The 14,212-nt window shown below is 42.0% G+C and carries 12 protein-coding genes and 1 tRNA gene; 8 read left to right on the forward strand and 5 right to left on the reverse strand.

Annotated elements, in window-relative coordinates:
• Positions 1 to 5: 5 nt before the first annotated feature.
• Positions 6 to 1,037 (reverse strand): small ribosomal subunit biogenesis GTPase RsgA, encoded by a 1,032-nt coding sequence (rsgA, locus tag ISG33_RS00160; protein WP_195731571.1) that lies wholly within the window; start codon positions 1,035 to 1,037, stop codon positions 6 to 8.
• A gap of 99 nt (positions 1,038 to 1,136) precedes the next feature.
• Here rsgA and orn point away from each other — a divergent pair, with 99 nt between their 5' ends.
• From orn to ISG33_RS00175, 3 genes are all read left to right on the forward strand, one after another.
• The gene (gene orn / locus ISG33_RS00165; RefSeq protein WP_195731572.1) at positions 1,137 to 1,682 is read left to right on the forward strand and encodes an oligoribonuclease; all 546 of its coding nucleotides are present in this window, start codon (positions 1,137 to 1,139) and stop codon (positions 1,680 to 1,682) included.
• A gap of 91 nt (positions 1,683 to 1,773) precedes the next feature.
• Positions 1,774 to 1,849: transfer RNA gene (locus ISG33_RS00170), tRNA-Gly, on the forward strand.
• A 232-nt stretch (positions 1,850 to 2,081) separates the two neighbouring features.
• Positions 2,082 to 2,921, forward strand: coding sequence for a hypothetical protein (locus tag ISG33_RS00175; RefSeq protein WP_195731573.1), 840 nt, complete (start codon positions 2,082 to 2,084; stop codon positions 2,919 to 2,921).
• 11 nt (positions 2,922 to 2,932) lie between these two features.
• On the opposite strand, the gene ISG33_RS00180 is transcribed toward ISG33_RS00175, so the two are convergent.
• From ISG33_RS00180 to ISG33_RS00190, 3 genes are read right to left on the reverse strand one after another with little or no spacing between them, the layout of a single operon-like run.
• Positions 2,933 to 3,592: an SCO family protein gene (locus tag ISG33_RS00180; protein ID WP_195731574.1), complete on the reverse strand. Its 660-nt coding sequence runs from the start codon at positions 3,590 to 3,592 to the stop codon at positions 2,933 to 2,935.
• Positions 3,540 to 4,160, reverse strand: coding sequence for a toxin-antitoxin system YwqK family antitoxin (locus tag ISG33_RS00185; protein ID WP_229333395.1), 621 nt, complete (start codon positions 4,158 to 4,160; stop codon positions 3,540 to 3,542). The genes ISG33_RS00180 and ISG33_RS00185 overlap by 53 nt, the downstream gene beginning before the upstream one ends.
• A complete protein-coding gene (locus tag ISG33_RS00190; protein ID WP_229333396.1) occupies positions 4,150 to 4,950 on the reverse strand; it encodes a YHYH protein in 801 nt (266 codons plus the stop codon). The genes ISG33_RS00185 and ISG33_RS00190 overlap by 11 nt, the downstream gene beginning before the upstream one ends.
• Before the next feature lie 538 nt (positions 4,951 to 5,488).
• Here ISG33_RS00190 and ISG33_RS00195 point away from each other — a divergent pair.
• The gene (locus ISG33_RS00195; RefSeq protein ID WP_195731577.1) at positions 5,489 to 7,099 is read left to right on the forward strand and encodes an HNH endonuclease signature motif containing protein; all 1,611 of its coding nucleotides are present in this window, start codon (positions 5,489 to 5,491) and stop codon (positions 7,097 to 7,099) included.
• Positions 7,100 to 7,177: 78 nt separating this feature from the next.
• Here the strand turns inward: ISG33_RS00195 and ISG33_RS00200 are convergent, their stop codons facing one another.
• Positions 7,178 to 7,648 (reverse strand): hotdog fold domain-containing protein, encoded by a 471-nt coding sequence (locus tag ISG33_RS00200; RefSeq protein ID WP_195731578.1) that lies wholly within the window; start codon positions 7,646 to 7,648, stop codon positions 7,178 to 7,180.
• A 391-nt stretch (positions 7,649 to 8,039) separates the two neighbouring features.
• Between ISG33_RS00200 and ISG33_RS00205 the strand changes: the two genes are divergently transcribed.
• From ISG33_RS00205 to ISG33_RS00220, 4 genes are all read left to right on the forward strand, one after another.
• Positions 8,040 to 9,755 (forward strand): acetolactate synthase 3 large subunit, encoded by a 1,716-nt coding sequence (locus ISG33_RS00205; RefSeq protein WP_195731579.1) that lies wholly within the window; start codon positions 8,040 to 8,042, stop codon positions 9,753 to 9,755.
• Positions 9,755 to 10,252, forward strand: a complete 498-nt coding sequence (gene ilvN, locus ISG33_RS00210) for an acetolactate synthase small subunit (protein WP_195731580.1) — start codon at positions 9,755 to 9,757, stop codon at positions 10,250 to 10,252. Before ISG33_RS00205 ends, ilvN begins: the two co-directional genes overlap by 1 nt.
• Positions 10,253 to 10,543: 291 nt before the next feature.
• Positions 10,544 to 10,753 (forward strand): transcription antiterminator/RNA stability regulator CspE, encoded by a 210-nt coding sequence (gene cspE / locus ISG33_RS00215; protein ID WP_006009840.1) that lies wholly within the window; start codon positions 10,544 to 10,546, stop codon positions 10,751 to 10,753.
• A gap of 470 nt (positions 10,754 to 11,223) precedes the next feature.
• Positions 11,224 to 14,175, forward strand: coding sequence for a TonB-dependent receptor (locus ISG33_RS00220; protein ID WP_195731581.1), 2,952 nt, complete (start codon positions 11,224 to 11,226; stop codon positions 14,173 to 14,175).
• Positions 14,176 to 14,212 lie beyond the last annotated feature (37 nt).

Below are 14,212 nucleotides of genomic sequence, written 5' to 3' on the forward strand. Positions count from 1 at the left end.
AACAATTACCCTTTCGAATAAGAGGGTCTGTTCTCGTCTAAAGAGTCAATGATTTTGTGATAGCTTTCGTAACGGTCTTCGGTGATTTTGCCTTCAATCACAGCTTGCCTGATAAGGCAGCCAGGGTCGCTCCCATGCTTACAATCAGTGAATTTACAACCACCCAAATAGTGACGAAACTCAATAAAGCCAGTACTTACTTTTTCGACGGGCAAGTGCCATAGCCCGAACTCACGTACTCCGGGAGAATCAATTAAATCACCACCTTGCTCGAAGTGAAGTAGCTTAGCGGCAGTGGTTGTGTGTTGGCCTAGACCTGAGTTTTCGGAAATATCCCCTACAACTTCCTGCGCATCGGGCAATAGTTGATTTATGATACTTGATTTTCCTACGCCACTTTGTCCGACAAACACACTGATCTTGTCTTTTAATAGTGTGGCTAACTCGGCAATACCTTCTTGGGTTGCGCAGCTGGTATAAACTACGCGGTAGCCAATGTCCTCATAAACATCGACTACTTCAGCCACGTACTCACGGTCTTCATCGCTGAGCAATTCCATTTTGTTGATAACAACAACGGCCTGTATATCGACGTCTTCGCATGCCACCAAATAACGATCAATGATATGCGCTGAAAGTTGCGGCACAATTGCATTGACTACAATGATTTGATCGATGTTCGCAGCAATAGGCTTTACGCCGTCATAAAAATCGGGGCGGGTGAGGGTAGACATACGATCAAGCACTACTTCTATAACGCCTCGGTCGCGTTCTTCACTAGATAAACTCGGTCGAAAAATCACGTTGTCGCCACACACTACCGACTGAATTGTGCGACGGATATGGCATTTATGTATTTCGCCATCAACTAAAGACTCTACGTTCGCATGCTTACCAAAGCGACCAATTACGCGGCCTTTTTGTTCTTCGCCCAAGTGCTTATCGTCGTGAGTATGGCCCTTATTCGCCAGGCGTTTCTCACGATTTTCTTTGACTTGACGTTTTTGACGATCTGAAAGCTTCGGTTTTTTAGCCACGATTACCTTAAATTTGCATACTAATTAGGGAATTCCTTGTACGCATGTTACCTTTTTTACGTTATATTTTCATTGCATTTAATATTAAACGAGGTGTGCATGTCATTTAATGAAGAGAACTTAGTTTGGATTGATATGGAAATGACGGGATTAGACCCTGAAAGTTGTGTGGTAATGGAAATTGCTACTATAGTGACTGATAAAGAGTTGAATATTCTTGCTCAAGGGCCTGTCATAGCAGTGCATCAGCCTAGCGAAGTGCTTGATAATATGGACGAGTGGTGCGTAAAAACTCACGGTGCAACGGGCTTAACAGAGCGTTGCAGAAACAGCGAATACGACGTTGACGCTGCTGCAAAAGCAACAATTGCATTTTTAAAAGAGTATGTTCCTAAAGGAAAGTCACCTTTGTGTGGAAATTCAATAGGTCAAGATCGCCGCTTTCTCGTAAAATATATGCCTGAACTCGAAGACTATTTTCATTATCGAAATATTGATGTGAGCACCGTTAAAGAACTCACTGCACGCTGGAAGCCCGACGTATTAAAAGGATTTAAAAAGAAGGGGGTACACTTAGCACTCGATGACATCATAGAGTCTATCGATGAAATGAAGTATTATCGGGATACAGTGTTTAAGATATAAGCACTTAATGTGCGAAAATGCATAAATATCAAATTAAATGCAAATTACACTTGCACTGCCCTGATATTTTTGTAAAATGCGCCTCCAGATTGCGGGAATAGCTCAGCTGGTAGAGCACGACCTTGCCAAGGTCGGGGTCGCGAGTTCGAATCTCGTTTCCCGCTCCAAATTCAAAAAAAGCACAGTATTTACTGTGCTTTTTTGTATCTATACCTCTTCTTCTTTATACAAATTCATCTTCATACAAAACGCTGGTGTAGTTTGCTTCTTTGTTAACTGCTACTACCAAGACATTTTTAAGCTTGCTGTCGTCTTTTTTGATATTTGCTTATTTCCTAAACAAATCTATTGCGCTACATTACGCTCATCTACTAAATCTTGTATTAGGAAATGGAAAGCATGGAAAACAAAGCATCAAGGTCGATTTCGATTAAATTATTATTAACGGTAGGTATCATATTTTTGTTCAGTGCCTGCAGCGGCCCTTCAGAAAATAGCGCATCAAATCAGCTTGATAGTTATGACGAGCTTGATGACAGAGCCTATACTGACAATTATCAAGACAATGATGAAAACGAAGATGGCGACGACTACCAAGAGCCTTATCCGGAATATTGCTTAAGTGGAAAAGTGAATGTTACTGAATCAACCAATATTGATGAGTTTGATTGTGAAATCGCGGTGGAAGGTAAAAACCGTGGAGATATAAACAATCCTAACGCCATGAGTGTATCTGTTACCTTGCAAGACAATGAACAGTTAAATAATGCAGGTATTAAGTACTTTACTTTAGACGCAGAAGTTACGGGTGATGCCCCCAAGTTTGCAATTGGAACCTACACACTAGCGCCTTTTGCGTTGTTAAGCACTGAACAAAAAACACTGCCTGCCATCATGCCTTTCCTACATGACTTTGATAGTAGCTCATCCTTTGAAATGGTGATGCCACCAGATCTGCCTTTATTCGCTAACAATTCATCATCAGCTAAGGATAATCGACCTCCTTATTTGCTTGAGTCTGCGTCGTTCACTATTACTCATGTGGAAGATATCGCGCTAGATGAAGATGAAAAAGAACAACAAGAGATGATGAAAAGCATGGGTATGATAACCGGAAAACAGTATGTGAAAGGCACTATTAGCGTGTCGATCAAACAATTTGGCAGCAGCGGCAACGACTACGGGCCAGCCACCTTTACTTTTGCAAGTATAAATAGCTGGACCTTCATGAAGCAATAGATATAAGTTAGTTATTGCTCCGCTTTAAGCGTTTTAATGTCGGCAATTAAGTAGCTCACTGATGCGCTATTTAGGCCATTGTATACGCCACGTATATACCTATTTTTATCAATAAGTAATAAGCTTTCTGTATGCAAAAAATCATTCGTATTTTGAATGTTCCCGAGGTCTTCGCTTGCAAAATAGGCGCCTTTAGCCAACGAATAGATCTTGTCTTTATCACCAGTAAGTAAATGCCATTTACCGCTGACTATGCCATTTTCTTCAGCATAGCTTTTAAGTAAGGCCACGGAATCTGTGCTTGGTCTTATTGAATGTTGAATGATAAGAAGTTCAGGGTCATCTAAGAAGGCGTCTTGCACTTCGCTCAATTTTGATCTGACCATAGGGCATATTCCCGGACACGTACTGAAGAAAAAACCTGCAACATATATCTTGTCTTCTACTGTTTCTTGGCTAATTTCGAGACCATTTTGATTCGTAAAACTGAATGCAGGGATGCGATGAAAGTTTGCAAGGCTTTTGTCGTCACTTTGCAGCCAATGCGGGCTAAATTCCTCGCTATCGTAGTAGGGCAGTGACTCAGAAGCATTTGCCGTTGAGTAAAGTAAAGCAGCGCTAACGAGAAATACTAGCTTGCACTTTGTAATAGTCGAAAGAAATTTGTTCATCTTCCAGACCCACACAACTATTTGCTTTTTTAAGTCCATAAATCCGTCCGTTTTTGTATTCAAAGTTTGATACAAGCTTACCGTTCTCGCGCCAAGCTTGCTGTAAGCCAGAGGGCTTTCCATCCTTATAGTGAAATTTCTTAAATTTGTTTCCAGAACGATACCATTGCCAAGCAGTTCCCTCTGGTTTGCCATTTACGTAAAAAAATTCTGAGCGAGGCGTTCCGTCAAACCACCATGTTCTGCTTACGCCGTCTCTGGCGTTCGACAAATAAAATGATTCGTAGCCCAATATGCCGCCAACGAACCATTTTCTGGCAAAACCCTCACGCCGGCCATTCACAAATTGATCTTCGGTTGCTATGTCACCGTTGCTATGGTGACTGTACACTGTGCCGGAAAAGGGCTGTTTCTTATATAAACGTTGCCCTCTTTCGTTGAACGTAATAGCAGACTTATCTACATACAAGGTAGCAGGGGCCGGTACCATGATTGATAAATATATTACTGCTCCTAAGATGAGCATGCTGCATGACAGCGCGATCAATACTTTATATCTAGTTAACATTACTCGGCGTGCCTTGGAAATTTCCAGGGAATATGAGGTAATTTTCACCATTTAGGTACTGTTCGCTGGATATATGATAGTGATACTCAGCATCTTCCGGAGCACCGCCCGTATATAAGGTATTGGATATGTGACCATTAGACTCATCCAAATCTGTAGGGTAGTCAGCAGTGGAATAACACCTTCTACCAAATATCAAGAATCCGTCTGCTATTACTCCTACAAGGCTATCGTCGTCGTAAGAAATAGCCTTTGGCTCTAAATGATAGTGATAAGTTTGCGGACCTGTATGAGCTCCATTGCGATCAAAGCCTTGAATTACGCCAAATGATACATCACCGTTTCCTTCTGAGTCATTGAAGATAGGGGCGCCGCTTATGGCAATGCCTATAGCACCTAAAGGAGTCGCTGAGCTATTGTCCGCGAGAGTAGGGGATACATCAACGGTGAGTGTGAAGTCGATAGTATAGTCTTCTATATCACCAGGCGATCTTTTTTGATTGAACAAATCTACATCTTCGGGAGCAACGTACAATCCGCTTGCATTGGCAGAGTCCCAATATGAAGAGCTATGATCAGGTTTGCCCGTTGCTTCAAAAGTGACTGAACAACCATCTTCGGACAAAGCAACTGTGATATTGGGTGCTGCCACAAATTCAAGAAATGCACTTGATAGCTGAGTTGCGGGCTTGTCACAACCGCTCGTATCAGGTTGGCTTATATCGTTTTCAGTCGTGTCATTAATCAATTCACTCTCTGATGAACCATCGCCGCATGCGCTAAGAGCCATGAGTACTCCAACGCACATTAGCGATAGATGAATTTTTTTGTCATTTAGCATTTTATTTACCTTCTGAATTAGTGTCGCCATCGTGCGTGAGAAAGAATGTCGTTCCTATACATTGACGAGTCCTTATGAAAGAACTTGGACCTAAACTTAGCACAGACATTTGATGGCAAATGTGCATTTTTAGAGGAGATTTAGCAGACAAGATTTCTTTATTCGGAGGCTTGGCAAAAAAAGTTAGGCTGCTTGCCCGTTGTGGGTTTACAACGCTCGTATAACACCGAATGCTAAAAAGTCTACTTGTAATGCACAAAAATATACTGAAATGTAGACTTTAGTTTAGCTTTTGAGGCCTTGTAGAACATAGGGTGTAGGCTCATTGCCTATTCTTATGATAAATACTGAAGATTACTTGACCAAGCAACATGATCAATGCTCATATAGTTAATGAAAGAGGCCATGAGTATCTATCTGTAACCACGTGCCACACTCAGTCAAATTACAATGCTAATGTACATAAACAACACACGAGACCAACACAATGATAAAAATAGGATCTTTGTTACTAGGCTTAATCGCTGTCAGTTTTAGTGCTCATGCCGATATTGAAAACGCCAATTTTGAATCCTGGTCGGGGAATAGCCCTGATGGCTGGACAACCATTGATTCAGGAATAAGCGTTGCCCGTTCAACTAGTCAAGTGCAATCAGGCAATAGCTCGGCTTTAATTAGAGTTAACACAGCCTCTCAAGCTTCAACTGATTTCAGGCAAAGTATTGATGGCGTTGCAGGGCAAGCAATTGACGTTAGCGTATGGATTAGGCACACCGAAGGTAATGTGCGAGCACGTTTATATGTTGCGGGCTACAGAGGGTATTCTAACAACTCACTACGCAATCAATGGCAGCAACTGAGTTACCGGTACACGCCGAGTTCGAGCGGGCCGATAAGTATTGGATTGCGTTTCTATGATACATCAGGCTTCGATGGTTCAGAAATTGTTTATGTTGATAACTTTAAGCCTGAAGCGACTATTGCTCCGCCTCCAGTGGGATGTACCGCAAACGAAGGCAACTTTAGTCTTCTTACCGATAATTATGGAGCCGAAACCAGTTGGAAAATTACCGATGCGCAAGCTTCTGTTGTCGCTTCCGGTTCGGGTTTTGCAAGCAATACCAGCTATTCGGAAGCACTGTGCCTAGAAGATGGTGATTACACTCTTACCATAAATGACAGCTACGGAGATGGTATATGTTGCTCATATGGTACAGGAAGTTACTCACTCACCTTTAATAGTCAAACACTTGCTAGTGGTGGTGCATTTGGGCGAGTTGAAAGCACAAACTTCACTCTTTCGTCCGGCTCTGGTGGCTCTGGTAATACCGGTGCTTACTATGCAAGTACAGACGGGCTCAGTTCTTATGCATTAAAAACCGAACTATTTAATATAATAAAAGGTCATGCTACCCAAGGTTATGGCGCTCTGTGGGGCTTCTACAGCAGCTATGAAACCGACACATATTACGAAAATGACGGTTCGATACTCGACATTTATTCCGAACGTCCAAGCAGTAACGACCCATACACTTTCACTCCGGTAAGTAACCAGTGTGGCAATTATCAAGGCGAAGGGGGTTGCTACAACCGCGAACATTCATTTCCAAGAAGCTGGTTTGGTGGCGCAATTGAGCCTATGAACTCCGATGTACATCATATATTTGCCAGCGATGGTTTTGTGAACTCAAAAAGAAGTAGCTTTCCTTATGGCGAAGTTTCTTCGGCAACATTTACATCGCTGAACGGCTCAAAAGTGGGCAGTGCCCGAAGCGGACTTGGTTATTCAGGAACGGTGTTTGAACCTATCGATGAGTTTAAAGGAGACTTAGCACGTGCGTATTTTTATATGGCTACCCGTTACCAAGACCAGATTGGCACATGGCAATCTAACTCTAGTTCGGCTAATGCGGTGCTAAACGGCTCTAGTAATCAAGTGTTTGAAAGCTGGTTTCTTAATATGCTAAAAGCTTGGCATCAGGCAGATCCTGTGAGTCAAAAAGAGCGCGATCGAAACGAAGCGGCTCAAACTTATCAGGGAAACAGAAACCCCTATATTGATCGCCCTGAATTCGTTACGGAAATCTGGGGTAACTAGGATTCTCTGTTGCTTTTGGAGGAAGGTACTATCGGTAGTGGTAGTACCTTTTTTGTATCAAGCTAACTCAGAAAGCTTTTATTTTTGTGGCTTGAGTGATACCCATAAGCGAATCTCACCATCTACCACTACGGTTCCTTTTGAATCCAGAGCTCTCACCTCTACAGATACATCTCCCTCTTGCCATTTGGCAGGGTCGATTTTAGCTTCACAGGTAATATCAGTTGTTGATTTCGCAAGGTAGTTCACGTCCATGCCTTTGGGCAACCAGCGTAAATGTTTTGGTAACGATGCCTCGGTCATAGCGCCCATCGCCATTTCTAAGCCATTACATATAGCAATGGCATGAACGGTACCAATATGATTATGAACAGCCTTGCGTTTTGGAATAAGTACCTGACAGAAATTTTCTTCCAGTGTAACAATGTGTGGCTTAATCGATTTGAAATAGGGCGCCTGAGAGGCAAACATTCGACTGAATATTTTCTTGCCGAAGGGATACTTCAGCACTTTGTCTTGCAACTTCAATAAATAGTTTGACTGAGCCATTTCACACCATCCTTATAAATACACTGTTAACTGGTAAGTCCACTAGTTTACGCTAGTTTTTATAAATGTTCAGGAGTGGAAGTATTTTTTTTAGTTTGAGTTGCAACGAGCTATTCAAACAAGTTAGTTCTGATGCGCCCGAGGTTGAGCTTTGTGTTTTTATTTGTTCGTATATTTAAACAGGATAAAAAGTGCGTGAATGTATATATTTTAGGATGAAATTAAGGTTTAACAAAATATTAACAGCTATTATTGGTATTTTTATCCTAAAATATCTTTATATTGGGATAATCTTTTCACTTTTTTTGAAATATAGGTTTTATCTGTTTACTTGCTGAGATATATTGCTTGTATACGCGAGAAATAAAAGCTTTATTGAGGAGAAAGTCCTGTGAAAATGATGTCGGGCGCTGCAATGGTTGTAGAAGCCTTAAAAGATGTTGGTGTAACGCACCTCTTTGGTTACCCCGGTGGTGCCGTTCTTGATATTTATGATGCCCTTTATGCGCAAGAAGATGTTGAGCATGTATTGGTGCGTCATGAACAAGCTGCAGCACACATGGCCGATGGTTATGCACGAGCAACGGGTAAAACCGGAGCCGTCCTCGTTACTTCAGGACCTGGTGCAACAAATACCATTACGGGCATCGCGACAGCATTTATGGACAGCATTCCTATGGTTGTTCTTTCTGGGCAGGTGCCTTCTATGCACATTGGCGAAGACGCTTTCCAAGAGTGTGACATGGTAGGTGTTTCTCGTCCGGTGGTTAAACACAGCTTTTTAGTGAAAAAACCAGAAGATATACCCATGGCGATAGCAAAGGCTTTCTATATTGCTAACACAGGTAGACCAGGCCCAGTGGTTGTTGACCTTCCAAAAGACATTGTCAATGTGCAGAACGAACACCCTTATGTGTTTCCTTCCGATGTGACTATGCGCTCTTACAACCCAACGTTGAAAGGCCACAGTAAACAAATAAAGAAAGCCGTTAATTTGATGAAGGAGGCTCAACGCCCCGTTCTTTATGTGGGGGGCGGTGCTATTGCAGCAGAGGCAGCCCCTTATGTGACGCAGCTTGCTGAGCTTCTTCATGCTCCTGTTTGTAGCACCCTGATGGGCTTGGGAGCGTTTTCATCAGTGCATCCGCAATTCATTGGTATGCTTGGTATGCACGGTACTTTGGAAGCGAATAAAGCCATGCATAACGCAGACTGTATTGTGGCGCTAGGCGCTCGTTTCGATGATAGGGTAACGAATAATGTTGATAAGTTCTGCCCGCACGCGAATATCATTCATGTTGATATCGACCCCGCATCTATTTCTAAAATAGTCAATGCGCATGTTCCTGTGGTTGGCTCAGTAGACAAGGTGCTGCTTCAAATGCTCACGCTTCTGGCCGACATTGACTTCAGTGGTCAGGAAGAAAAGTTGGCAGATTGGTGGGTTCAGGTAAATGAGTGGCGTGATAAGAAATGTCTTGATTACGATCAGTCAACACAAACCATCAAACCACAAAAAGTCATTGAATCATTATATGAACATACTAACGGGGACGCCTATGTAAGCTCCGACGTTGGTCAGCATCAAATGTTCGCTGCTTTGTATTATCCTTTTGCTAAACCACGCCGCTGGATCAATTCTGGTGGCTTGGGCACTATGGGCTTTGGTTTACCCGCTGCAATGGGCGTGCAATTCGCGCACCCTGATGCAGTGTCAGTAGTGGTAACGGGCGATGGCAGCATTCAAATGAATATCCAAGAGTTGTCTACCTGTTTGCAATATGGTTTACCCGTGAAAATTATCTCACTGAACAACCGAGCATTGGGTATGGTAAGGCAATGGCAAGACATGAACTATAAAGGCCGCCATTCACACTCTTATATGGATTCCATGCCCGATTTCGTTGCCTTAGCAGAAGCTTATGGCCACACCGGTATTAAGGTCGACACTTTAGATGAGCTTGATGGTGCAATGCAAAAGTGCTTTGCAACAAAAGGTTTGGTGTTTATGGATATTGCCGTTGATCAAAACGAACACGTGTATCCAATGCAAATTAAATACGGAGCCATGGATGATATGCGCTTGAGTAAAACGGAGCGTACATAATGAGAAGAATCATTTCAGTATTAATGGAAAATGCCCCAGGCGCACTTTCACGAATTGTCGGTGTGTTTTCACAACGTGGCTTCAATGTTGACTCGCTCTGTGTTGCGCCAACTGATGATGAGAGTTTATCTAGGCTCACTATCATTACTCAGGGCAATGATAAAGTCATAGAGCAGATAACTAAGCAAGTAAATAAGCTCATTGATGTACTAAAAGTCACTGAACTGACGGAAGGCCCGCATATTGAGCGTGAGTTAATGCTCATAAAAGTAGCTACCCGCACTGAACTTTCTCGTTCCGAGGTTAAGCGTAATGTAGACATCTTCAGAGCGAGAATATTAGATGTAACTGCGACTAACTATACTATTGAAATTACAGGTACCAGCGATAAGCTCGATGCTTTCTCTGATGTTATGTCGCAGAGTGCCGATATTACCGAATCAGCGAGAACGGGTGTGTGTGGTCTTGCTCGTGGGGAAAGAGCGCTTCGTCCGTAAGCGCTTCCATTAAAATTCTATAAAATGCCATTGTCATGTTTTGTTCAATTAATTAGCAAATAAGGTGAATAAAAATTTGCAATGGCGTTTTTTGTGCTACACTTACCGTGTTTCTGGAAAGAAAGTTATTTAGTTTGATACTGTAAGTGATATAAACCTCTTTGTTCACGCCCGTGACCTTTTGTTAGACGTTTTCCCATTTGTTAGTAAAGAATCTCAGTAAGTCATCTTGTCAGAAATTCGAAATGCGCAGCTATTTGCGCGATTAATTTATATATATTTGAGGTTTACATGTCTAAAGTTACAGGCACAGTTAAGTGGTTTAACGCTGATAAAGGTTATGGTTTTCTAACACAAGATAATGGCGGAAAGGACGTTTTCGTTCATTTCAGAGCTATTGTTGCTGAAGGTTATAAGACTCTTCCAGAAGGCCAAAAAGTGTCTTTCGAAGTTGAAGAAGGTCAAAAAGGTTTGCAAGCTGCAAACGTTGAAACGATCTAAGTTTCTTATGAGGTGATGCGCCTGCATCGCCTCGTTATTCTCCTCGTAACATCCCAATCAGCCAGTCTCCCTAATCAGCAAAAATTAGCAATAATCAATAAAAATCAGCAACAGCCAGCAGCTACTACTCAATAGTTTTATTGTATTTATATTCCATTAATATCAAAAATCACCACCTAATCACTACTCAATAGTTTGATAAGCGTTCTCGTACCGTCTGTTCTAATCATGATTATTCTGCTCTAGCACATTGTTCGATGTAGCTGATATTTACAGCTTTTCTTCTTCTAATATGGTTTTAATTGATCTGGATCAAGCTTCCGTGACCTTTTTGTGATCTTCGTCGCATATGAATTGAACCAATTCAGCTCATATGGTTTTCTGACCCTATGAGAATAGATCAATAACAATATCGTTCTCTTACACCTATCACACAGGAATATAATAACAAGGCACATTGGAGCTTTTGAATGCTTAAATTTAACAAAAAAACGGTAGCTATAGCTGTAGCACTTTGCCTAGGCGCAAGTGCACCTGCAATAGCTAAAAACGTTGCGGGAACGACTATAACTGATGCAGGAGAGCGGGTTGAAGGGGTAACTCTTAAAATTGAAAATGTCGAAACAGGACTTGTACGACAACTCACTAGTGATGACGGCGATTTTCGCTTTCCACTATTGCCAGCAGGTCAATATATTTTAACAGCATCAAAAGATGGGTACACAGACGTAGTACAGGAAGATATCTTTGTTGGCTTAAGCGGATCAGTTAATGTCGACTTAACAATGACCCTAGACAACGTTGAGCGTTTAGAAGTAGTTGGTTCAAGAATAAGTTTAGTAGACGTTACTACTAGCTCTACGGGAATTACTGTTGACCAGTTTACGCTTGAAAAGGTGCCGGTTCCTCGAGACCTCACAGGCGTGGCTTTGTTAACTCCTGGTGCAACGCAAGGCGATTCTGCGTTCGGTAATGTACCATCAATTGGTGGCGCTTCAGCAGCAGAAAACGCCTATTACATTAATGGTCTAAATATCACCAACTTTAGAACCGGTGTTGGTTCAAGTAATCCTCCGTTTGAAATGTATGAAAGCTTTGAAATAAAAACGGGTGGCTACTCAGCTGAGTATGGTCGTGTTACTGGCTCAGTAATTAACGCTAAAACCAAGAGTGGTTCAAATGAATTTAAATGGGGTGTTAACGTTTTTTGGGAACCAGATGCGTTAAGAGAAGACAAACCATCAAACTCCTTACCGGGTGAAAGCTTACTTCAGATTGATAATTCAGAAGATGAAAATGAGTTTGCAGAAATGAACATCTGGGCCAGTGGCGCAATTGTTGAAGATACCTTATTCTTCTATGCTTTGTATAATCCACGTTCAGATGTTTTTGACTTCAACGGTGCACAGACTCAAACCGGTGATGGTATTCGTCAGCAAGTAACTAACCAAACTGATGAAGACGCATTTTGGGCTGCCAAGTTAGATTGGTATATCAACGATTCAAACATTATTGAATTAACTGCTTTTTCAGATAAAAGCACAATCAAAACGAAGAGAACGCAAACTCTCGATGGTGTTGATTTAACAACACCAGCGCCAGCTACGGGCACCATAAATGAAGGTGGTACCAACTTAATTGCGAAGTACACTGGTATTATCAATGAAGATTTCTCAATCTCTGCGTTATATGGCATCAATGAAACAGATAGGACAATATCGAGTGACTTAGATGCCAACCCAGCTATATTCAGACGCTTTGACAGCACAGGTAACTTCGTACGTGGTGGTGATTTCGCTAACTTTACGGTAGAAGTGGGCGATGATAAGCGCGAAGTTTTCCGTCTGGACGCTGACTATTATGTGGGCGACCATAGCTTCCGTTTCGGTATCGATTCAGAAACGCTTACTGCAAACGCCAATACAATCAACTCTGGTGGCGTATATTATCTTATATACGTAGACGATGAGACTGACCCAGCTAACCCTACTCCTTATCAAGTGCGACGCAGAAACTATAGCGCTGGTGGTGAGTTTGAGCTTAAAAACTTCGCTTATTATGTGCAAGATGCATGGCAGGCAACTGATAATTTAGTGATTAATGCAGGTATCCGTAATGACAGTTTCGAGAATAAAAACGGTGCTGGCGATACCTTCGTAAAACTTGATAATAACTGGGCTTTACGTTTAGGGGCTGTGTATGACCTAACGGGTGACGGTGATTCAAAAGTTTGGGCAAGCTACGGTCGCTACTATCTTCCTGTTGCAGCTAATACGAATATTCGTTTATCAGGTGCTGAAACCTTTATTCACGAGTTTAGAGAATTTACTGGCTTTGCTGATCCTACGCTAGAAATTCCTAATTTTGACGGTGCGCAAACGCAAGCAGATCAAGTATTTGCAAATGGTGACGTACCAGCTCCAGATGAAATTGTGGATGCAAGTCTAGACCCTATGTACTCTGATGAATTTATTCTTGGTTACAAGTTTAAATTGAATGAAGATTGGAGCTTAGGTGTGCAGGCGACTTATAGAGAGCTTGCAACGACGATTGAAGATGTGGCAATTGATTTTGGTTTTAATCAGTACTTAGAGAGAGAGTTTGGTTCGTCTTGTACTGAGTGTACTGGGTTCCACTACTATGTGTTAACAAATCCAGGTACAGATCTCACGATTACAACCGACCCTGATGCAAACAGTGATGGCCCGTTACCACTAGATACTTATACGATCCCAGCATCTGATTTGAATTACCCTGAATCAATTCGTAAGTATGGTGCAATTGATATTAACGCAACGAAAGCTTGGGACGGTGTTTGGTTCTTAGATGCGACTTATACTTGGTCACATAGTTGGGGTAACAATGAAGGTTACATTCGTTCAGATAATGGTCAAGATGATGCTGGTTTGACAACATTGTTCGATCAACCTGGCTTGTTAGACGGTGCTTACGGTGACTTACCAAATGATAGACGTCATAGTCTAAAAGTTTTTGGTTCTTACCAAGTAACGGAAGAGCTGAACGTAGGTGTTAACCTAAGATGGTCAACCGGTCGCCCGCAGAATGCATTTGGATATCACCCAACGGACGAGTTTGCACGTGAATACGGTTCTGAGTCATTCTATGCAGGTGGTGAGTTGTCTCCTCGTGGTTCAAGAGGAACGACACCTAGTATTACATCTATTGACGTAACAGCGTCTTATGACATACCTATTAACGAAGATTACGACCTAACCTTAAGAGCTGATATTTTTAATATCCTCAACAGCGATGGCGTAACTGAAGTTGACGAAATATTTGATGATGAAGGTGCAGATACCGCACTTTCTGCAGGTATTCCAGATCAAAACCCTAACTTCGGACAAGCAACTAACTGGCAAACGCCTCGTTATGTTCGCTTTAGCGCATCATTAAGATTCTAATGTACTAGCGTTTTATTTCCTCCCTGGAAAGTAATTG

Source organism: Marinibium conchae (genome assembly GCF_015595035.1).
Taxonomy (GTDB): Bacteria; Pseudomonadota; Gammaproteobacteria; order Enterobacterales; family Alteromonadaceae; genus Glaciecola.